Here is a 20,281-nt window from a genome sequence, read left to right on the forward strand (position 1 = left end):
GGGCAAGCCCCCTCCCACATTGGGCCTTCATTGTTATTCAGATTGGGGTTAGAACACGTTGATTGGGTAGTCGACGATCACGCGGTACTCATCCACATCCCGATCCACCGCCGAGTAGCCATTGCCGCCACGGTTGGTCGCCCATTGCAGGCGTACCGCCAGGTCCTTGGCCTTGCCGCCCTGCACCACGTATTTCAGGTCGATATCGCGCTCCCAGTGCCTGGCATTCTTGCCGTCGGCGCTGTACCAGCTGCTGTAGCCCCGGCTGTTCGGGTCTACCGTGGTCAGGTCGGTCTTGCCGCTGATATACGACACGGCGGATGTCAGGCCGGGCAGGCCGAGACCGGCGAAGTCGTAGGCGTATTTGAGCTTCCACGAACGCTCGTTGGGGCCGTTGAAGTCCGAGTATTGCTGGGAGTTGTCCAGGTACACGCTGTCACCCTGGGTAATGTAGTCGAACGGCGTGTTGCCGTTGACCCGCTGGTAGGCGGCGGTAACGCTGTGGTTGCCCACGCCCAGGGTCATATGGAGGCTGTAGGTGTTGTTGTCGATAGCGCCCAGCAGTGCCTGGCCGGTGTCCTGGGTGTGGTAGTAATGCAGGCCGGGGGTCAGGCTGACCAGGTCGTTCAGTGCATAGGTGTACTCGAGGTCGTAGTAGTACTGGTGCCACACGTCCTTGAGTTCAGCGGCGTACAGGTTGCTGGTCAACCCGGGGATGCCGCTGAACGCTACACCGGCCCAGTTCAGGTGCTGGGCGTCGGCGTTGGCCGGCAATGCGCCGTAGCTGGTGCCGATGCGCCGGTGGCCGCTCTGGTTGTAGAGCTTGGTGAAGCTGGCCTGGCCGCCTTCGAACATCCAGCCGTCGAGCCTGTGGTTGGCCAGGCTCACGCCGCGAAACGTCTGCGGCAGCATGCGGGTCATGCCGCCGGCGATCACCGGGTTGTTGAGGAACAGGTCGCCGGCCTTCAGCTCGGTATCGAACGCGCGCAGTTTCAAGGTGCCGCCAGCGGTGGAGAAGGTGCCGGGCGCTTTGCCGTTGCCGCTGCCGTACGGAAGGATGCTGGAACCGTCGGTGCCACCACCGCCGTCGAGCTTGAGGCCGAGCATGGCGTTGAGGTCCAGGCCGACGCCTACGGTGCCTTGGGTGTAGCCGGAGGTGAAGGTACCGATAAAGCCCTGGCCCCATTCTTTGCTGTCATCGGTATGTAGGTCGCGACGGTCGCGATTCATGTAGTAGTTGCGGGTGTCGATCGTGAGGTGCGAACCCTCGACGAAACCCTCGGTGGGCGTGGCGTCTGCCCCGTGGGCAAGGGGAGTGATCGTTGCTGCGATGGCGAGGAATAACGGGGTGAATGTCAGCGAGTTCTTCACCGGTGGAGCTCCTTTGGTCAATCATGAACGGCCAGTGTCGTGAGGTGTGCCTGGCCTTTTTTACGGCAAAAAAAAGCCGCTGAAGTCAGCGGCTTTAAGACAGATTCCCAGTGTAGAGCCCTGGAAATAAGTCGAGGGAAATTCGGGTGAGGCTGGCTGCTTTTGCCGTCGCGCTCATCGATGCGTCAAAGTAACGCAGGCGAGCGGTGCGATACAGAGTGTAACAAGATAATGACTGTTGCCCAAATCGTAACAGTTAGGGCGGCTGGTTGGATTGAACTGATGCGCCGCGGTCCACCTGTGGGAGGGGGCTTGCTCCCGATAGCGGTGGGTCAGCCGGCTCATCTGTAGCTGACTCGCCGCCATCGGGAGCAAGCCCCCTCCCACATTTTGATCGCGGCGTGTCAGACGGGCAGGGTGATGCCGAAGGTATTTTCGCCGCCTTCGCTGCGCACAAACACATCCCCTCCATGCATCAACGCAATCGCCTTGACGATAGCCAGCCCCAACCCGTGATTGGCCCCGCTGTTGCTGCGCGACGCATCCACCCGATAGAAACGTTCGAACAGTCGAGGCAGGTGCTCGCTGGCAATCACCGCGCCTGGGTTGGTCACGCCGATCGTTACCTGATGCTCCAGCACATCGATGTTCACGTCGATGACCTGCCCAGGCGCGGTGTGCTGCACCGCATTGCTCAACAGGTTGATCAGTGCGCGGCGCAGATGGGCTTTTTCGATATGCACCTGGGCGTCGCCCTGTACCCGCACCTGAACCTGGGCATCTTCGAAGATGAAGTCCAAGTAGTCGAGGGTGGTGGCGACTTCATCGGCCAGGGAGCTTTCAATCAGCTTGGTGGCCTTGCTGCCCTGGTCGGCACTGGCGAGGAACAGCATGTCGTTGATGATCGAGCGCAGCCGTTCCAGCTCTTCCAGGTTCGATTGCAGCACCTCGAAATAATGCTCGGCCGAACGCCCGCGCGTCAGCGCGACCTGGGTCTGGCCGATCAGGTTGGTCAGCGGCGAGCGCAGTTCATGGGCCACGTCGGCATTGAAGGATTCGAGGCGCGAGTAGGCGAGTTCGACGCGGTCGAGGGTGGCGTTGAACGAATTGACGAACTGGCTCAGTTCCGGCGGCAGCGGTGACAGTTGCAGGCGCCCGGAGAGTTTGGGCGGCGCGAGTTTCTGTGCTTCGTCCGAGAGTTTTTCCAGTGGCTTGAGGCCGATGCGCGACACCCAGAAGCCCAGCAATGAGGCCATCACTACGCCGACCAGCGCCAGGCTGATCAGCGCTACCAGCAGATGATGCTGGGTGGCGCGGAAGTTCTCGATGTCGATGGCGATCATGAAGCGCAGCGGTGGGCGTTGATCCTTGGCGGCAAACTGGCTCACCAGCACCTTGAACGGGTAATCGTGGCCGGGCAGGTGCAGGTCGCGTTTACCGGTCGGGCCCTGGGCAAAGGCGCGAATCTGCGCATCCGGTTCACCGTATTCGTAACTTGGGTCGCTGCTGACCACCCAGAAGCGAATGCGCTTGTCTTCCTCCCCCAGCAGCTTGAGCTTGGCCTTGATCTTGACCCAATGCTCGGGCGTGCCGAAGCGGTTCACCGAGGATTCGAGCACGCTGTAGCGCGCATCCAGCTCGGCCCCCGGCAACAGTCCCAGGCCGCGATCCACTTGCTGGTACAGCGCGCCGCCGATCAGCACGAAGATCAGCAGCGCCACCAGGGTGAACATCCCGCTCAGGCGCAGGGCGATGGAGTTAGTCGGCACTGCGGTTCTCCAGCACGTAGCCCATGCCACGAATGGTGTGCAGCAGCTTGTGCTCGAACGGCCCATCGAGTTTGGCGCGCAGACGCTTGATCGCCACTTCGACCACGTTGGCGTCGCTGTCGAAATTGATGTCCCAGACCATCTCGGCAATCGCCGTCTTTGACAGGATTTCACCTTGGCGTCGCGCCAATACGCTGAGCAACGAGAACTCCTTGGCGGTCAGGTCCAGGCGCACACCGTTGCGACTGGCCTTGCGGCTGATCAGGTCGATCCACAGATCGGCGACCGTCACCTGCACCGGCTCATGGCCGCCACTGCGGCGGGTCAACGCCTGCAGGCGCGCCACCAGTTCCAGGAACGAAAACGGCTTGCCCAGGTAGTCGTCGGCGCCTTCACGCAGGCCACGGATGCGGTCTTCCACGCGCTCGCGGGCGGTGAGCATGATCACCGGTGTCTGTTTGCGTGCGCGTAAAGCACGCAATACGCCAAACCCGTCGAGCGCCGGCAGCATCACGTCGAGCACGATCACCGCGTAGTCGTTCTCCAGCGCCAGGTGCAACCCCTCGACGCCCTCGCGCGCCACGTCGACGGTGTAGCCTTGCTCCGTCAGGCCACGGTGCAGGTAGTCCGCGGTTTTTTCTTCATCTTCAATAATCAGGACGCGCATCAGCCATTTGTTCCAGGGCGGGGCCTTGGCCTCAGTGTGTGGTCGCCAGCGCGAGCGCTGGTTTGGGCCTGTGGAAAAATCGTTCAAGGTACAAGTATATGACCGGCGTGGTGAACAGCGTCAGCGCCTGGCTCACCAGCAAGCCGCCGACCACGGCGATGCCCAGAGGCTGGCGCAGCTCCGCGCCAGGGCCTGAGCCGAGCATCAACGGCACCGCGCCAAGCAGGGCGGCGAGGGTGGTCATGATGATCGGCCGGAACCGCGTGACGCAGGCTTCGTAGATCGCGTCCTCAGGCGCCAGGCCGCGTACGCGCTGGGCCTCCAGGGCGAAGTCGATCATCAGGATGCCATTTTTCTTGACGATGCCGATCAGCAGCACCAGGCCGATCAAGGCCATGATCGAAAAGTCCTGGCCCAGCAGCCACAGCATGATCAACGCGCCCAGGCCCGCCGAGGGCAAGGTGGAAATGATCGTCAGCGGGTGCACGAAACTCTCGTACAGCACGCCCAGGATAATGTAGACCGCGACCAGTGCCGCGAGGATCAGCCACGGCTGGCTGGCCAGCGAGCTCTGGAAGGCCTGGGCCGCGCCTTGGAAATTACCGATGATCGTGCTGGGCATGCCGATGTCATTCTTGGCCTGGTTGAGCATGATCACCGCATCCCCCAGTGCCACGCCGGGGGCCAGGTTGAACGACAGGTTGGCGGCCGGGAACATGCCGTCATGGCTGATGGACAACGGCCCCACGCTCGGTGGATCGACCCTGGCCAGCGCCGACAGTGGCACCATCTCGTTGGTCAGCGGCGAGCGCAGGTAAAAATAGTTCAGGCTCTCGGCCTTGCCGCGCTGTTGGCGGTCCAGCTCCAGCACCACCTGGTACTGGTTGATCTCGGTCTGGTATTCGTTGATCTGGCGCTGGCCGAACGCGTCGTACAGCGCCTGGTCGACGTCGGTGGCGGTCAGGCCAAAACGCGCCGCGGCCTGGCGGTCGATGGTGATGTGGGTGATGCTGCCGCCCAATTGCAGGTCGTTGGACAGGTCCCGAAAGGCCGGGTTGCTGCGCAGTTTTTCGGTGAGGCGCTGGGTCCAGGTGTTCAGGGTCGGGCCGTCGTTGCTCTTGAGTACGTATTGGTACTGGGCGCGGCTGGGGCCGGAGCTCAAGTTGATGTCCTGGCCGGCGCGCAGGTACAAGACGATGCCCGGCACCTTCGCCAGTTGCGGGCGGATGCGGTCGATGAACTGGCTGGCCGACACATCGCGATCACCCCGGTCTTTCAAGGCGATCCAGAAGCGCCCGTTGGCGATGGTCTGGTTGCTGCCGGTCACACCCACCGAGTGGGAGAAAGCTTGCACCGCCGGGTCGGCCTTGACGATGTCGGCCAGTGCCTTGTGCTTGGCGACCATGTCCGGGTACGACACATCGGCTGCCGCCTCGCTGGTGCCCAGCACGAAACCGGTGTCCTGCACCGGGAAGAAGCCTTTGGGGATAAACACATAGCCGACCACGGCCAGGGCCAGGGTCACCACGAAGATCGCCGCCATGCTGCGTTGATGGGCCAGGGCTCGCCGCAGGTTGCGCGCATAGCCGGCCAGCAGGCGCTCGCTGAAGGTCGGTTTGGCATGGGCGTGATGGGTTGGCGCACGCATGAACAGTGCGGCGAGGGTGGGCGCCAGGGTCAGCGAAACCACCACCGAAATCAGGATGGTGGAGGTGGCCGTCAGCGCAAATTCCTTGAACAGCCGCCCGACCACGCCGCCCATGAACAGCAGTGGAATAAACGCCGCCACCAGCGAGAAGCTGATGGACACCACGGTAAAGCCGATTTCGCCGGAGCCTTTGATCGCGGCTTCGCGCTTGCCCAGGCCGGCCTCCAGGTGACGGTGAATGTTTTCCACCACCACGATCGCATCGTCCACCACAAAGCCCACGGCAATCACGATGGCGACCAGGGTCAGGTTGTTCAAGCTGAAGCCCATCACATACATCAGCGCGAAACTGGCCACCAGCGATACACCGAGCACTGCAGACACAATCAACGTCGCCGACAGCTGGCGCAGGAACAGCGCCATCACCGCCACCACCAGCAGGATCGCGATCAGCAGGGTCATTTCCACTTCATGCAGCGAGGCGCGGATGGTCTTGGTGCGGTCGGTCAGTACACTGACCTGCACCGACGCCGGCAGCATGGCTTCCAGGCGCGGCAGTGCTTGCTGGATGCGGTCGACCGTGTCGACGATATTCGCCCCCGGCTGGCGCGAAATCACCAGGTTAACCCCCGGCGTATCGCCTGACCAGGCCTGCACGTAGGCGTTTTCCGAACCGTTGACGACTTTGGCGATATCCCGCAGTTGCACGGGTGCGCCGTTCTTGTAGGACACAATCAACTGGCCGTATTCGTCGGGGTGAAACAGTTGATCGTTGGTCGACAGGGTCGACACGCTGTTGGCCCCGTAGATCGCGCCTTTGGCCAGGTTCAGGCTCGATTGCTGGATGGCCAGGCGGATGTCCGCGAGCGTCAAGCCGACTGCCGCGAGTTTGTCGGGGGAGGCCTGCACGCGAATCGCCGGGCGCTGCTGGCCAGTGATGTTGATCTGGCCGACACCGTCGATCTGGCTGATCTGACGCGCCAGCAGGGTTTCCACGTAGTCGCTCAGTTCGGTGCTCGGCATGCTCGCGGAGCTGACGCTGAGGATCAGCACCGGGCTGTCGGCCGGGTTGACCTTCTTCCAGGTCGGCAGGCTCGGCATATCGCTGGGCAGCTTGCCGGAGGCGGTATTGATCGCGGCCTGCACTTCCTGGGCGGCGGTGTCGATGCTTTTGTCCAGAGTGAATTGCAGGGTCAAGAGGCTCGAGCCCAAGGCGCTGCTGGAGGTCATCTGGGTCATGCCGGGGATGGCGCTGAATTGCACCTCGAGCGGCGTTGCCACCGATGAGGCCATGGTGTCCGGGCTGGCACCGGGCAATTGCGCAGTGACCTGGATCGTCGGAAATTCCGCTTCCGGCAGTGGCGCAACGGCCAGCCGCGGGAAGGCAATGATCCCCAGCAGCACCAAGGCAAACGTCAGCAGCAGGGTGGCGACCGGGTGATCGACGCACCAGGCCGAAGGCGAGCGGCTGCCGCTCATGGCTGCACCTTGGCGTCGACGGTCTGGATCACCTGCGGCGGTTCCTTGAGCACTTGCACCTGGGCGCCCGCCTTGAGCCGCGACTGGCCATCGCTAACCAGCACATCCCCGGCCTGCACGCCCTTGATGATGTTCAGCTCGCTGTTCTGGTAGGTGACTTGCACGGGCACCACCTCCACCTGCTCACCGTTGAGCCGGTACACGAAATGTGAGTCCAGGCCACGCTGCACCACCGTCGGCGGCACCACCAGGGCGTTCCTGTCGAGGGCGGTCTGGATCTTGATGGTCACCAGTTGCCCCGGCCACAGCTTCTGCGTGCCGTTCGGGAACTCGGCCTTGGCGCGCAGGGTGCCGGTGGTGGAACTGATCTGGTTGTCGATCAGGCTCAAGTGGCCTTCCCCCAGCAGGTCGCCGGTCTGGCCGTCGGTATCGGCGCCCAGGTAGGCATCGACGCTGGCTTTTTGCGGGGCGGCGATCAGGCCTTGCAAGGTCGGCAACATCTGCTGCGGCAGGGAAAACTCAACCGCGATCGGGTCGATCTGGGTGACCGAGAACAAGCCTTGGGTATCGCTCATGCGCAGGAAGTTGCCTTCATCCACCGTGCGAATGCCAACGCGACCACTGACGGGGGAACGAATCTGGGTGTAGGAAAGTTGTACTTGAGCCGAATCAATCGCCGCCTGGTTGCCCTGCACGGTGGCCTTGAGCTGGTTCACCAGGGCTTGTTGCTGGTCGTAGGTCTGCTTCGATACGCCATCGTCGATACTCAGTTCCTTGTAGCGCTTGAGGTTGACCTGCGCCACTTGCAACTGCGCCTGGCTTTCCCCCAATTGCGCCTTGGCCTGGTCGAGGCTGGCGCGGATCGAACGGTCATCGATGGTTGCCAGCAAGTCACCGGCCTTCACCCGTTGGCCTTCCTTGACCAGCAACCGGGTGAGGATGCCGTCGATCTGCGGGCGGATCACCACGCTGTGCAACGACAACACCGTGCCAATGCCGCTGACGAACCGCGGGACATCCTGTTGCGCCGCGCTTACCACGCGCACGGGAATAGCGCTGGGTGCCGCCAGCCGGGCCTTGGCGGGCCGAGTCAAGGTCCAGGCTGCCAGCGCCAGGACCAGAAGGGCGCCCACCAGCAGGGCCGTGTTTCGTTTTATGGGCATAGGAGGAACGCCGAAAGCGCAGTTGCAAGTTTCAAGCTGCGAGCTGCAAGTTTATGTGAATGCCTTATAACCCCGTAAGCCGGTCAGCACGATGACTGCAAACTGACAGCCGTGACAGCTGAGCGATTTTAACTTGCGGCTTGAAGCTTACCGCTGAAAGCTCCGGCCCCGTATACTCACGCCTTTACACACATTGCTGCGCCGGAGCCCTTATGACTTCCCCGATCCAACCCCCCGTTGAAGCGGTCGACCTCGTCGATTCGGTCGATGCCGACGGCGTTGAAAAAGCCGAAATCCCGGCGTTCAAGTTCCCTTTCAACCCGGGTGAACTGGCTGGGGCCAAGCAGGCCGCCCAGCCCTGGTACAAAGGTGGCGCGAAGAATGGCCATACCAAAACACCGGGCATGGCGCCGCCGGGTACGCGTCGTTCGATGGGTAAACGTTGAGAGTAATGCGCATATTCGCCGTATAGGCAATTGCCTACAACTCGCGTCGATATTTCTTATTGTAGGTCCGCGACCGTTTCTTGAAAGCTTGCGCAGCATCGCCTTGCCCTGATCATTTGTATCGGGACATGGCGACGCAGCTCTCTCCGGAAAAGGACGTTTCCCGTGGCTTTGATACATTTCTGTGTGGCGCTTGCCCTCCTGTTATCGGTGGAGGCCATGGCCGCCGCCGAGCCGCCGCGACGCGAAATCCGCTTCGCTGTCGCGGCGCATTTCCCCCCCTTTCAAAGCCGTAATCCGCAAGGGCAATTGGTGGGGCTCAATATCGAATTGGGTAACGCCCTGTGCGTGCAGCTCAATGTGCATTGCACGTGGGTCGACCAGATCGTCATGGAAAACTTCCCCGCCCTCGATGCCCGGCAATTTGACGCGATCATGGGGATGGCACCGACCTTGAGTCGACAGCAGAGAGTCAACTTCAGCGATGACCTCTACCCGATCACCACCTGGCTGGTGGCCCGCAGAAACTCGGGCTTGAGCCCGCACAAGCGGTTACTCAAGGGCAAGCGGGTCGGAGTGTTGGTCAGGAGCAATCGCGAAGCCTTTGCCCGGTCGCAGTGGGCGCCGGCTGGCGTGATCATCGAGAGCTACTGGCTCAACGACCAACTGGTGCGCAGCCTGGTTGCGGGCGAGATCGATGCGACGCTGCAGGGCGCCGTGGAAATCCGGGAGGCCTTGCTCGACACGCCTGAAGGCATGGATTTCGATTTCATGGGCCCGCCGGTATCGTCTGACCTGTTGGGCAACAGTGTCGCGATTGCACTGCGCAAAACCGATACCGTGTTGCGTACCGAGCTCAACCATGCCCTTGAGCAACTCAAGCAGAACGGCGAGTACCAGCGCATCCTCCAGCCCTACCGCCTCGACACCGCGCCCGTGAACCCTTCGAGCCTCAAGCCGCCCGCAACGGGATAAACGCGTAATTGGCCGGCACTTCGGTATTGGCCGGCACTTCGGTAGCAATCTGCGCGCCGGCATCCAGCAGTTGTTCGGCAATATCCATCCCGGAGACGTGAAACACCCACTCGTTGGCCGTGATCGGCTGGTCAGTTGCCAATGCAATGGCTTGGGCAAACGCATTCATATCCGGCAAATACGCCGTGAACCCGTCGCCCTTGAGCGCGGTGGTACGAATCCCCAGCAAGGCACACACGGCCTCCTTGGTTTGCACATCGTCACGGTCGGCCTGGCGTGAACGGCGGATCAGTTCAGCCAGTTCAGCATCCATCAATTCCCCGCCCACGATCAACGCCGGCCCCTGTTCCCAGGATTCCGGCGGGCAATCTTTGGCGCTCGGGTTCAGCGGGATGTGCGGATTGATCTCCATCGGATAGATCCGGCACACCAGCGGACGTCGTTCGTAGATGCCGCAGCGATTGTCTCCGTCAAGATTCCGACAGCGCCCGGCGTTGTAGGCCGCAAAGGTGATCGCCACAAATGCCTGGGTGTTGCCACTGGGCACCACCACTGAGCGGCGCTCGGCATGTTCACGCTGCTGCTGGGGCAAACCCAGGCCGCTGGCGAGAAAACCTTCTACCAGAACAATGACATTGCCACCGTCCGCCGCCCACTGCCGGGCTTCGTCGAGGGTCAGGGGCACGTGGTGATCGGAGCAGCATTTGCCACAACCTACGCAGGAAAAGTGAGTATTCATGGCGGATCTGTCACCAGGCAAGGTCAGAAGGCAAGCATGGGCGGTGACGGGTTTTTACCTCTATCCACCGCTTGGGCTCTCTGGAAGCAAGTTATGCGCCAGTGAACGTCATTCCTCAACCACGTCGCGCAGGACGAACCGCATGCCTGCGCTTTCATACAGCTGCCGCGCGCGCAGATTGCTCTCCAGTACCTTGAGGTCCACATAGGGTTCGCCGCGCTGCTTGAAAACGTGGAAGGCATGCAACAGCAACGCTCGGCCAAGCCCCTGGCCCTGGGCGCAGGGGTGTATCGAGAGATTCTTGATAAAGGCACTGGTCCAGCATTGCGCCACGCCGAGAATGCCCTCGGCGTTACTGGCTACCAGGCACAACGTGGGGTCGAACTCGGCATCGGTAACGAATTGCCGGCACCATTGCTCAAGGCTCGCGACACGGCCACCGCCCTGATCCTGAGTCATGCGCAATACCGCGTGAATTGCCGGGGCCAGTTCATCGCGATAGTGGTCCAGCTGGGTATTGGCCGGCCACTGTGGCGCCGGCAGGCTGCCAGTCAGGTCGCGTCGCAGCAGTTGGAAATGCTCAGCCAAGGCTTACAAGCCCTTTTGCGCCACGGTTTGCGCAGCCACCACCAGGCACTTGGTCAGCTCGGGGGAGGAAAACTTGGTCAGCACCGCATCGGCGCCGGCCAGGCGCGCTTTTTCACTGTTCATCGCGCTGTCCAGGGAGGTGTGCAACAGCACGTAGAGCTGCTGGAAGTCCGGGGTTTCGCGCAGCGTGCGGGTGAGGGCATAACCGTCCATCTCGGACATTTCGATGTCTGACACCACCACATTGATTTGCTCGCCCGTGCCTTGCAGCTCCAGCAGCACATCGATGGCCTCCTTGGCGCTGCGCGCGGTGTGACACGTCAGCCCGAGGTTGCGCAGCGTATGCACCGATTGCTGCAGCGCCACTTGGCTGTCGTCCACCACCAGGATGCGTGCATGGCCGAGGACTTCGGCTTCTTCCATGGTCAGGTCGGTTGGCGCAGCTTCTATCGGCGCCGGGGCGATGCCATGGATGACTTTCTCGATATCCAGCACCTGCACCAGGCCACCTTCCACCTGGGTCACCCCGGTGATGAATGCGCGATTGCCGCCGGAGCCATAGGGCGGTGGGCGGATATCGGTGGTCAGGCAATGCACGATCTTGCTCACCGCCTGCACGTGCAAGCCCTGCTTGGAACGGCTGACATCGGTAACGATCAGGCAGCCGCCGTTCGGGTCCTGCAACGGCATCTCGCCCAGGGCGCGGCTCAAGTCGATCACCGCCAACGAGTTACCGCGCAATGTGGCAATGCCTTTGACGTGAGGGTGCGACTCCGGCAGTTTGGTCAGCGGAGGGCAGGGGATGATTTCGCTGACTTTCAGCAGGTTGATCGCCATCAGCTTGCCGCTGCGCAAGGTAAAGAGCAGAAGCGAAAGTGAGTCTGCGCGGGCTTTGGTGGTGGACATAAAAACCTTCTGTGGATCAGGGATGACGATCTTCTATGGAAGGTTATCGACTTGGGGGGCCTGGGCTTTAACCGGATTTTGTGTCGAGTCTCAATGTGGGAGGGGGCTTGCCCCCGATGAGGGAGTGTTAGTCAGCACATCTGTGACTGACCCACCGCCATCGGGGGCAAGCCCCTCCCACATGTCAGCCTTTCCAAACCTGTGGGTTCACCAGGTCCTGCGGGCGCTGGCCGAGCAAGGCGCTGCGCAGGTTGTCGAGCGCGCGGTTGGCCATGGCTTCGCGGGTTTCATGGGTCGCCGAACCGATATGCGGCAGCGTCACCGCATTGCTCAACTGGAACAGGGGCGACTCGGCCAGCGGTTCCTTTTCATACACATCCAGCCCCGCGCCACGAATGCGCTGGGTTTGCAGGGCCTGGATCAACGCGGGCTCGTCCACGACCGGGCCACGGGAGATGTTGATCAGGATCGCACTGGACTTCATCAGTGCCAGTTCCCGGCTGCTGATCAGGTGACGGGTCTTGTCGCTTAGCGGCACCACCAGGCAAACGAAATCCGCCTCGGCCAGCAGCTGGTCCAGGCTGCGAAACTGTGCGCCCAGCTCTTGTTCCAGTGCGCTCTTGCGGCTGTTGCCGCTGTACAGGATCGGCATATTGAAGCCCAGGCGCCCACGCCGGGCCACGGCCGCGCCGATATTGCCCATGCCGACGATGCCCAGGGTCTTGCCGTGCACATCGCAGCCAAACAACGGGGCGCCAACGCTGGCTTTCCACTGGCCGGCCTTGGTCCAGGCGTCCAGTTCGGCCACGCGGCGTGCGCTGCTCATCAACAGGGCGAAGGCCAGGTCGGCGGTGCTCTCGGTGAGCACGTCAGGGGTATTGGTGAGCATGATCCCGCGCTCGTTGAAGTAGGCGACATCGTAGTTGTCGTAGCCCACCGACACACTGGACACCACCTCCAGGTGGCGCGCGCCTTCAAGCTGTTCGCGGCCGAGCTTGCGGCCAACGCCGATCAGACCGTGGGCGTGGGGCAGGGCTTCGTTGAATTGGGCGTTGATGTCCCCCAGCTTGGGGTTGGGCGCAATCACCTCGAAATCCTGTTGCAGGCGTTCGATCATTGGCGGGGTGACACGGCTGAAGGCAAGGACAGTCTTTTTCATTGCAGGCGGGCTCATCGACTACGGAAGAATGCCAAGCAACCTAACATATTGTCAGGACCCCGTTGAACCCATGTGGGAGGGCAAGCTCCCTCCAACAAGGTTCTTTATCGTCTGCCAGGAATCAGTTCGCCAAACGCGCACCGCTGAGGGTGCCGCTCAACTCGTACGCCACCAATTCCGCTTGATGCGCCGCGAGAATCTCCGGCAACGAACCGCGCAAGTATTCCACCCAGGTCTTGATCTTCGCATCCAGGTATTGGCGCGACGGGTAGATGGCGTACAGGTTCAGTTCCTGGGAACGGTAGTTGGGCATTACCCGCACAAGCGTGCCGTTACGCAACCCTTCTATCGCGGCGTACACCGGCAGCAGGCCGACGCCCATGCCGCTGGTGATCGCGGTTTTCATCGCGTCGGCCGAATTGACCAAAAACGGCGAGCTGTTCACCGCAACGCTTTCCTGGCCTTCGGGCCCGTTGAAGGTCCATTTATCCAGCTGGATCACCGGGCTGACCAGGCGCAGGCAGGCGTGATTGAGCAAATCCTGGGGGCGTTGTGCGCAGCCCTTGGCTTTGACGTATTCCGGCGAGGCGCAGGCGATGCTGTAGGTGATGCCCAGGCGCTGCGAGACGAAACCGGAATCGGGCAGTTCGCTGGCCAGCACGATGGACACGTCATAGCCCTCATCGAGCAGGTCCGGCACGCGGTTGGCGAGCGTCAGGTCGAAGGTCACGTCGGGGTGGGTGCGGCGGTAGCGGGCAATCGCGTCGATCACGAAGTGCTGGCCGATACCGGTCATGGTGTGCACTTTCAATTGCCCGGCGGGACGCGCATGGGCGTCGCTGGCTTCCGCCTCGGCTTCCTCGACGTAGGCGAGGATTTGCTCGCAGCGCAGTAAATAGCGCTTACCGGCCTCGGTCAGCGCGATGCGGCGAGTGGTGCGGTTGAGCAAGCGGGTTTGCAGGTGGGCCTCAAGGTTTGAGACCGCGCGCGAGACGTTGGCGGTGGTAGTGTCCAGCTGCGCGGCGGCGGCGGTGAAGCTGCCGGCCTCTGCAACGCAACTGAACGCGCGCATGTTTTGCAAAGTGTCCATGGGGTGTTCTCAAGGGAGATGGCAAATTGTGACAGAAAGTTGCGCCGTCCAGTGATCCCTACCAACGGATTATCGCCTTAACGGTAACAAAGATTCACAGGAATGACAGCTTATCGGCGCTCATCGCGGGCCCTAGAATTGCGCCACCTCTCCCCGTAACACCCTCTCAGGAATTCGTCAGCGTGCCGCGTCGCATCAGCAGAGAGCTGAAGACTCTCAGTGTTTGGGCCTTTACGCTCGCCATCAGCGGCTGTATCGGAACCGCAGGAATCGGCCCCCAGGGCCAATCCTTGAATGCCAACGAGCTGGCCACGGACGAAGCGATCCAGAACGCCGCCAGCGACGCCCACTGGCCCACCGCCCGATGGTGGCAGGCCTACGGCGATCGGCAACTGAACCGCTGGGTCGAACTTGCCACGCAAAACAGTCCGAGTATGGCCATGGCCGCCGCACGGGTGCGTGAAGCGCGCGCCATGGCCGGGGTGGCGGAGTCTGCCGAGTCCCTGCAGATCGACAGCGACACCACCCTCAAACGCCACAACTGGCCGAAGGATCAGTTCTACGGCCCCGGCGAATTGAGCGGTGCGAACACCTGGGATAACAATTCATCCCTGGGCTTGAGTTATGCACTCGACCTGTGGGGCCGCGAAAGCAACGCCACCGAGCGTGCCGTCGACCTGGCCCATATGAGCGTCGCCCAAGCGCGCCAGGCCCAGCTCGAACTGCAGAACAACGTGGTGCGCGCCTACATCCAGTTGTCGTTGCATTACGCCGACCGCGACATTGTCGCGGCAACCTTGGCCCAGCAACAGCAGATGCTGGATCTGGCCAACAAACGCCTGGACGCCGGGATCGGCACGCACTTCGACGTCAGCCAGGCCGAGACCCCGCTGCCGGAAACCCACCGTCAGTTGGACGCGCTCGATGAGGAAATCGCCCTGAGCCGCAACCAGTTGGCGGCGTTGGCCGGCAAAGGCCCGGGCGAGGGTGCGCAGTTGCAACGCCCCAGCCTGTCGCTGGCCGCTGCGTTGAAATTACCCTCGAACTTGCCTGCGCAATTGCTCGGCCAGCGACCGGATGTGGTCGCCAGTCGCTGGCAGGTGGCGGCGCAGGCGCGTGGCATCGACGTCGCCCATGCAGGCTTCTACCCCAACGTCGATCTGGTCGGCAGCCTCGGTTTCATGGCCACCGGTGGCGGCATGCTGGAGTTCCTTGCGGGCAGCAAATTCAATTACAACGTCGGCCCGGCTATTACCCTGCCGATCTTCGACGGTGGGCGTCTGCGTGCGCAACTGGGGCAAGCCAGCGCCGGTTACGACATCGCCGTGGCGCATTACAACCAGACCCTGGTCAATGCGCTCAAGGGCATCAGTGATCAACTGATCCGTCGCGAGTCCATGGACAAACAGGCGGCGTTTGCCGCGCAATCGGTGGCGTCCGCGCAGAAAACCTACGACATCGCGATCATCGCCTATCAACGGGGCCTCACCGACTACCTCAATGTGCTGAATGCCCAGACCCTGCTGTTTCGCCAGCAGCAGATAGCGCAACACGTACAGGCCGCACGCCTGAGTGCGCACGCCGAACTGGTGACTGCCTTGGGCGGTGGCCTCGGTGCCGACGACGATGTACCGCGCAACGACAAGACCCTCCCCGGCAAGACCCCTGCGGCGCTGGCCGTGTTCGATCACTGAGTAGATGGCCATGATTCCTTTGCCTGCACCCCTGCGCTGGCTGCACGCCCTTGAGTGGCGCCGTGGTTTTTTCGACTGGGCGCGCAGCGATGGCGTGACCTGGGTGTATATCTTCAAGGTGCTGCTCGCTGCGTTCCTCACGCTGTGGCTGGCGATGCGCTTGGAACTGCCGCAGCCGCGCACCGCGATGATCACGGTGTTCATCGTGATGCAACCGCAGAGCGGCCAGGTATTCGCCAAGAGTTTTTACCGCTTTCTCGGCACCTTGGCCGGGTCGGCGGTGATGGTGTTGCTGATCGCTTTGTTTGCGCAGAACACCGAACTATTCCTCGGCGCGCTGGCCATCTGGGTGGGTATCTGCACCGCCGGCGCCACGCGTAACCGTAACTTTCGCGCCTACGGGTTTGTGCTCGCCGGCTACACGGCGGCGATGGTCGGCTTGCCGGCGCTGGCCCACCCGGACGGCGCCTTTATGGCGGCGGTGTGGCGCGTGCTGGAGATTTCCCTGGGCATTCTCTGCTCGACGCTGGTCAGCGCCGCGATACTGCCGCAGACCTCCAGCGCCGCGATGCGCAATGCGCTGTATCAACGCTTTGGGGTGTTCGCGCTGTTCGTCACCGACGGTCTGCGCGGTCGCAGTCAGCGTGAAGGCTTTGAAAGCACCAACGTGCGCTTTATCGCCGAGGCAGTGGGCTTGGAGGGCTTGCGCAGCGTTACGGTGTTCGAGGACCCGCACATGCGCCGGCGCAACGGCCGGCTCAATCGCCTCAACAGCGAGTTCATGAGCATCACCACGCGCTTCAACGCCTTGCACCAGTTGCTGGCGCGGTTGCGCGCCGACGCAGCCGATCACGTGGTCGCGGCGATCAAGCCCGGCCTGCAGGACCTAGCTGAAGTGCTCGACGGATTTTCCGGCCAGGCGCTGACCAGCCCCGACGCGGCACGGTTGGTCAACTTGCTCAGTGCCTATAAGGACAGCTTGCCTGCCAAGGTGCGCAGCCTGCGCGCCGGCTTCCAGCAAAGCGCCCCCACCGAAGCCGAACAACTGGATTTTCATACCGCCTACGAGCTGCTGTACCGCTTCGTCGACGACCTGCATAACTATGCGCAAACCCATGCGTCCCTGGCCGATCACCGCCACGCGCGGGAAGACTGGGACCAGGCCTACACGCCGAAAACCAACTGGCTGGCCTGCGCCGCCGCCGGGATACGCGCCTCGTTCATCCTGGTCGTCCTCGGCAGTTATTGGGTAGCCACGGCCTGGCCCAGCGGCGCCACCATGACCTTGATCGCGGCCGCCACCGTCGGCCTGTCCGCCGCCACGCCCAACCCCAAGCGCATGGCTTTCCAGATGGCCTGCGGCACCTTGATTGGTGCGCTGGTGGGCTTCGTCGAAATGTTCTTCGTGTTTCCCTTGATCGATGGCTTCGCGCTGCTGTGCGTGATGCTGGCGCCGGTGATCATTTTCGGCGCCTTTCTCGCCTCACGCCCGCAGTACGCCGGGGTCGGCGTGGGCTTGCTGATCTTCTTCAGCACCGGCTCGGTGCCGGATAACCTGACGCTCTACAACCCTTACAGCTTTATCAACGACTACATCGCCATGGTCATCGGCATGCTGGTGTGCGCTGCGGCCGGGGCAATCATCCTGCCGCCCAATAGCCGCTGGCTGTGGCGTCGCCTCGAGCAAGACCTGCGCGAGCAAGTGGTGTACGCGATCAGCGGCAAGCTCAAGGGCCTGGCGTCGAGTTTCGAAAGCCGCACCCGTGACCTGCTGCATCAGGCCTATGGCCTCGCCGCCGGCCAGCCGCAGGTGCAACGCGAGCTGCTGCGCTGGATGTTCGTGGTGCTGGAGGTCGGCCACGCGATCATCGAACTGCGCAAGGAACAGGCGATCCTGCCGGTGCACCCGGCGTACGCCGAATCCCAGCCCTGGCGCCAGGCGATCCGTGTGATGGGGCGCTCGCTGGTACGGCTGTTCCTGCAGCCCAGCGCCAGCAACCTGGAGCGCGGGCTGATCGCCGTCGACCATGCGATCAGCCGCGTGCAGGCCACCGATGAACCGTTCGCGCCGCACTTCGACACCTCGGCCCTGCGCCGCGTGAAAAGCTACCTGCACTTTATCCGCACCTCGTTGCTCGACCCGCAATCGCCGTTGGCGACTCTAAAAGGCACCACGCAAGGAGCCATGAATGCCTCGTGAAATCGCCTTCCACGGCCTCTACATGCCGAGCATGACCTTGATGTTCCTGATCGCGGCTGTGCTGGCCTGGGCCCTGGACCGTTTCCTGGCCGGGTTCGACCTGTACCGGTTTTTCTGGCACCCGGCGTTGCTGCGCCTGAGCCTGTTCGTTTGCCTGTTCGGCGCCCTGGCGCTGAGCGTCTACCGTTGAGAATGCCCCGATGAAAAAGTTTTTCAGCCTGCTCGCGACCCTGCTGGTGCTGGCGTTGGCGATCTGGATTGGCCGCACGTTGTGGGTGCATTACATGGAAACGCCGTGGACCCGCGACGGCCGCGTGCGGGCCGATATCATCAACGTCGCTGCCGACGTTACCGGCGAAGTGGTGGACGTACCGGTACGCGACAACCAGTTGGTGAAAAAAGGCGACCTGCTGATGCAGATCGACCCCGAGCACTACCGCATCGCGGTCAAGCAAGCGCAGTCGCTGGTGGCGTCGCGCAAAGCCACCTGGGAAATGCGCAAGCTCAACGCCCATCGCCGCGCCGACCTCGACGCCCTGGTGATCTCCCGGGAAAACCGCGACGACGCCAGCAACATTGCCGATTCGGCCCTGGCTGATTACCAGCACGCGCTGGCGCAACTGGAAGCGGCTGAACTCAATTTGAAACGCACCCACGTCGTGGCGGCGGTGGACGGCTATGTCACCAACCTCAACGTGCACCGCGGCGACTATGCGCGCATCGGTGAGGCGAAGATGGCCGTGGTGGATATGAACTCGTTCTGGGTTTATGGCTTCTTCGAAGAAACCAAGCTGCCCCACGTGAAGGTCGGCGACACAGCCGACCTGCAGTTAATGAGTGGCGAAACGCTCAAGGGCCATGTGGAAAGCATCTCCCGAGGCATCTACGACCGCGACAACCCCGAGAGCCGCGAGCTGATCGCCGATGTGAACCCTACGTTCAACTGGGTGAGGCTGGCCCAGCGCGTGCCGGTGCGGATTCACATTGATGAAGTGCCGGAAGGCGTGCTGCTGGCGGCGGGCATCACCTGCACCGTGATCGTCAACCAGGCGCAAAACTAAAATGTGGGAGGGGGCTTGCTCCCGATAGCGGTAATTCAGTCATGGATTCAGTGACTGGCACTCCGCTATCGGGAGCAAGCCCCCTCCCACATTCTTTAATCGAGTCAGGCCTTGATAAAGGTTTCATGCAGATGGCGCCACAACAGCGCACCACTGGCCTGCTTCTCGAACACCACCGTCGCCCGTCGATCCGTCTGCGTCCCGCTGTCATCAACCTGATGCTCGCGATAAGTCACCGTGGCGCCGCGTGCATGCCGGTCAATCCCGGTCATTTCACTCAAGGTGATTTTCAAACCTGGGCGCATGCCGCCCAGCCGAGTGAACAGAGCATTCACCCCGGCTGCGTTGACGCGCGTGCCAGTGGCAGGTGCGACCATGCTGAATTCGGGCGAGAAGCGCGCGAGCAGACTCTGCAGGGTACCTTCGGGCGCGACGCCGGCAAACCATTGCTCGATCTCGACGTGGGTCTGGATCACTTCTTCGAAAAAGTCGCTGTAGTCGATCATTTATAAACTCCCATTCAAACCAAAGCGTTTTTTCAACACGGTTTCCAATAATCCTTTGGGCAGCAGGGCTGCCATCAACGGCAACGCTCGACTGCCATTGCCCGAGCGCAACAGGCGCGGTGGCCGGGTTTGTTGCACGGCCTTGAGCACATCCGCCGCAAACTTGCTGGCCGAAGTCGGGTTTTCCTGCGAGGCCTGGGAGCGCGCACGAATGCCTTCACGCAACGGCCACCACGGAGACTGTTCTTTGATCAACAGCTCGGCCTGGGTTCCGGCATTCTTTGCAAAGTGTGTATCAATCGCACCGGGTTGAACCTCCATGACGCGCACGCCAAACGGCGCCAGCTCCATTCGCAGGGCGTCGCTCAGGGCATGTACGGCGGCTTTCGACGCGCAGTAGGCCCCGGCGAAGGGTGTGACCAGCACGCCGGAGACGCTGCCGATATTGATGACCAGGCCTCTGCCGCGCCGCAGGGCGGGAAACAGCGCCTGCGTCACGCCGACGATGGAAAACACGTTGGTCTCGAACTGGCGTTGCATCGCCTCGGTGCCGCCATCGAGCAGCGGGCCCATGGCGCCGTAGCCGGCGTTGTTAACCAGCACATCGAGCTCGCTCAGTTGTTCGGCCAGGCGCTGCAAGGCGCCAGGGTCGTTGACGTCCAGCTGCACAGCGTTGAAGCCGGCGGCGGCTAGGGCGGCGACATCGTCTGTGCGGCGGGCGCTGGCCCACACCGCGTAGCCTGCGGCCTTGAAGGCATCGGCCAGGGCGCGGCCGATGCCGCTGGAGCAACCGGTGATCAGTACGTTGGGCATGGGGCAA

At 62.3% G+C, this 20,281-nt stretch carries 18 protein-coding genes; 6 read left to right on the forward strand and 12 right to left on the reverse strand.

Annotated features, from left to right (window positions below):
• Window positions 1-48 precede the first annotated feature (48 nt).
• The 5 genes from C4J90_RS04800 to C4J90_RS04820 form a co-directional block, all read right to left on the reverse strand.
• On the reverse strand, window positions 49-1,371 hold the full coding sequence (locus tag C4J90_RS04800) for an OprD family porin (protein ID WP_124419312.1): 1,323 nt from the start codon (window positions 1,369-1,371) through the stop codon (window positions 49-51).
• A gap of 404 nt (window positions 1,372-1,775) precedes the next feature.
• Complete coding sequence (locus tag C4J90_RS04805) at window positions 1,776-3,140, reverse strand: heavy metal sensor histidine kinase (protein WP_124419313.1); 1,365 nt, start codon at window positions 3,138-3,140, stop codon at window positions 1,776-1,778.
• Window positions 3,130-3,807, reverse strand: a complete 678-nt coding sequence (locus C4J90_RS04810) for a heavy metal response regulator transcription factor (RefSeq protein ID WP_124361366.1) — start codon at window positions 3,805-3,807, stop codon at window positions 3,130-3,132. Before C4J90_RS04810 ends, C4J90_RS04805 begins: the two co-directional genes overlap by 11 nt.
• Before the next feature lie 31 nt (window positions 3,808-3,838).
• Window positions 3,839-6,934 (reverse strand): multidrug efflux RND transporter permease subunit, encoded by a 3,096-nt coding sequence (locus C4J90_RS04815; RefSeq protein ID WP_124419314.1) that lies wholly within the window; start codon window positions 6,932-6,934, stop codon window positions 3,839-3,841.
• On the reverse strand, window positions 6,931-8,097 hold the full coding sequence (locus C4J90_RS04820) for an efflux RND transporter periplasmic adaptor subunit (RefSeq protein WP_124419315.1): 1,167 nt from the start codon (window positions 8,095-8,097) through the stop codon (window positions 6,931-6,933). Before C4J90_RS04820 ends, C4J90_RS04815 begins: the two co-directional genes overlap by 4 nt.
• A 212-nt stretch (window positions 8,098-8,309) precedes the next feature.
• Between C4J90_RS04820 and C4J90_RS04825 the strand changes: the two genes are divergently transcribed.
• Both C4J90_RS04825 and C4J90_RS04830 read left to right on the forward strand, forming a co-directional pair.
• Complete coding sequence (locus C4J90_RS04825) at window positions 8,310-8,543, forward strand: hypothetical protein (RefSeq protein WP_124361369.1); 234 nt, start codon at window positions 8,310-8,312, stop codon at window positions 8,541-8,543.
• 165 nt (window positions 8,544-8,708) lie between these two features.
• Window positions 8,709-9,518: a transporter substrate-binding domain-containing protein gene (locus C4J90_RS04830; protein WP_124361370.1), complete on the forward strand. Its 810-nt coding sequence runs from the start codon at window positions 8,709-8,711 to the stop codon at window positions 9,516-9,518.
• Here C4J90_RS04830 and C4J90_RS04835 read toward each other — a convergent pair.
• The 5 genes from C4J90_RS04835 to C4J90_RS04855 form a co-directional block, all read right to left on the reverse strand.
• The gene (locus C4J90_RS04835; RefSeq protein ID WP_124419316.1) at window positions 9,496-10,257 is read right to left on the reverse strand and encodes a YkgJ family cysteine cluster protein; all 762 of its coding nucleotides are present in this window, start codon (window positions 10,255-10,257) and stop codon (window positions 9,496-9,498) included. The two genes, C4J90_RS04830 and C4J90_RS04835, sit on opposite strands and share 23 nt — an antisense overlap.
• A gap of 108 nt (window positions 10,258-10,365) precedes the next feature.
• Complete coding sequence (locus C4J90_RS04840) at window positions 10,366-10,845, reverse strand: N-acetyltransferase (RefSeq protein ID WP_124419317.1); 480 nt, start codon at window positions 10,843-10,845, stop codon at window positions 10,366-10,368.
• A gap of 3 nt (window positions 10,846-10,848) precedes the next feature.
• Entirely contained in the window at window positions 10,849-11,751 is a 903-nt protein-coding gene (locus C4J90_RS04845) for a chemotaxis protein CheV (protein ID WP_124361373.1), read from the reverse strand.
• A 184-nt stretch (window positions 11,752-11,935) separates the two neighbouring features.
• A complete protein-coding gene (locus tag C4J90_RS04850; protein WP_124419318.1) occupies window positions 11,936-12,910 on the reverse strand; it encodes a D-glycerate dehydrogenase in 975 nt (324 codons plus the stop codon).
• Window positions 12,911-13,031: 121 nt separating this feature from the next.
• On the reverse strand, window positions 13,032-14,000 hold the full coding sequence (locus C4J90_RS04855) for a LysR family transcriptional regulator (protein ID WP_124361375.1): 969 nt from the start codon (window positions 13,998-14,000) through the stop codon (window positions 13,032-13,034).
• A 182-nt stretch (window positions 14,001-14,182) separates the two neighbouring features.
• Between C4J90_RS04855 and C4J90_RS04860 the strand changes: the two genes are divergently transcribed.
• The 4 genes from C4J90_RS04860 to C4J90_RS04875 are packed head-to-tail and all read left to right on the forward strand — an operon-like array spanning window position 14,183 to window position 18,955.
• The gene (locus tag C4J90_RS04860; protein ID WP_124419319.1) at window positions 14,183-15,694 is read left to right on the forward strand and encodes an efflux transporter outer membrane subunit; all 1,512 of its coding nucleotides are present in this window, start codon (window positions 14,183-14,185) and stop codon (window positions 15,692-15,694) included.
• Between the two features lie 10 nt (window positions 15,695-15,704).
• Window positions 15,705-17,894 carry an FUSC family protein gene (locus C4J90_RS04865; protein WP_124419320.1) on the forward strand — a complete coding sequence of 730 codons (2,190 nt, stop codon included), beginning with the start codon at window positions 15,705-15,707 and terminating at the stop codon, window positions 17,892-17,894.
• Window positions 17,884-18,084: a DUF1656 domain-containing protein gene (locus tag C4J90_RS04870; protein ID WP_124361378.1), complete on the forward strand. Its 201-nt coding sequence runs from the start codon at window positions 17,884-17,886 to the stop codon at window positions 18,082-18,084. The genes C4J90_RS04865 and C4J90_RS04870 overlap by 11 nt, the downstream gene beginning before the upstream one ends.
• A 10-nt stretch (window positions 18,085-18,094) precedes the next feature.
• Window positions 18,095-18,955 carry an HlyD family secretion protein gene (locus C4J90_RS04875; RefSeq protein ID WP_124413895.1) on the forward strand — a complete coding sequence of 287 codons (861 nt, stop codon included), beginning with the start codon at window positions 18,095-18,097 and terminating at the stop codon, window positions 18,953-18,955.
• A 104-nt stretch (window positions 18,956-19,059) separates the two neighbouring features.
• Here C4J90_RS04875 and C4J90_RS04880 read toward each other — a convergent pair whose 3' ends face one another.
• Together C4J90_RS04880 and C4J90_RS04885 are read right to left on the reverse strand one after the other, a co-directional pair.
• Window positions 19,060-19,461, reverse strand: a complete 402-nt coding sequence (locus tag C4J90_RS04880) for a DUF4440 domain-containing protein (RefSeq protein WP_124419321.1) — start codon at window positions 19,459-19,461, stop codon at window positions 19,060-19,062.
• Window positions 19,462-20,274, reverse strand: a complete 813-nt coding sequence (locus C4J90_RS04885) for an SDR family oxidoreductase (protein ID WP_124419322.1) — start codon at window positions 20,272-20,274, stop codon at window positions 19,462-19,464.
• Window positions 20,275-20,281 lie beyond the last annotated feature (7 nt).

The organism is Pseudomonas sp. R2-60-08W (genome assembly GCF_003852335.1).
In the GTDB taxonomy this organism is placed as follows: Bacteria; Pseudomonadota; Gammaproteobacteria; order Pseudomonadales; family Pseudomonadaceae; genus Aquipseudomonas.

What these genes read in the sequence shown, in the direction of transcription:
- C4J90_RS04810 (WP_124361366.1), bottom strand. Translation starts at nt 3,807, where the DNA reads ATGCGCGTCCTGATTATTGAAGATGAAGAAAAAACCGCGGACTACCTG.
- C4J90_RS04815 (WP_124419314.1), bottom strand. Translation starts at nt 6,934, where the DNA reads ATGAGCGGCAGCCGCTCGCCTTCGGCCTGGTGCGTCGATCACCCGGTC.
- C4J90_RS04820 (WP_124419315.1), bottom strand. Translation starts at nt 8,097, where the DNA reads ATGCCCATAAAACGAAACACGGCCCTGCTGGTGGGCGCCCTTCTGGTC.
- C4J90_RS04825 (WP_124361369.1), top strand. Translation starts at nt 8,310, where the DNA reads ATGACTTCCCCGATCCAACCCCCCGTTGAAGCGGTCGACCTCGTCGAT.
- C4J90_RS04835 (WP_124419316.1), bottom strand. Translation starts at nt 10,257, where the DNA reads ATGAATACTCACTTTTCCTGCGTAGGTTGTGGCAAATGCTGCTCCGAT.
- C4J90_RS04845 (WP_124361373.1), bottom strand. Translation starts at nt 11,751, where the DNA reads ATGTCCACCACCAAAGCCCGCGCAGACTCACTTTCGCTTCTGCTCTTT.
- C4J90_RS04850 (WP_124419318.1), bottom strand. Translation starts at nt 12,910, where the DNA reads ATGAAAAAGACTGTCCTTGCCTTCAGCCGTGTCACCCCGCCAATGATC.
- C4J90_RS04855 (WP_124361375.1), bottom strand. Translation starts at nt 14,000, where the DNA reads ATGGACACTTTGCAAAACATGCGCGCGTTCAGTTGCGTTGCAGAGGCC.
- C4J90_RS04865 (WP_124419320.1), top strand. Translation starts at nt 15,705, where the DNA reads ATGATTCCTTTGCCTGCACCCCTGCGCTGGCTGCACGCCCTTGAGTGG.
- C4J90_RS04870 (WP_124361378.1), top strand. Translation starts at nt 17,884, where the DNA reads ATGCCTCGTGAAATCGCCTTCCACGGCCTCTACATGCCGAGCATGACC.
- C4J90_RS04875 (WP_124413895.1), top strand. Translation starts at nt 18,095, where the DNA reads ATGAAAAAGTTTTTCAGCCTGCTCGCGACCCTGCTGGTGCTGGCGTTG.
- C4J90_RS04880 (WP_124419321.1), bottom strand. Translation starts at nt 19,461, where the DNA reads ATGATCGACTACAGCGACTTTTTCGAAGAAGTGATCCAGACCCACGTC.
- C4J90_RS04885 (WP_124419322.1), bottom strand. Translation starts at nt 20,274, where the DNA reads ATGCCCAACGTACTGATCACCGGTTGCTCCAGCGGCATCGGCCGCGCC.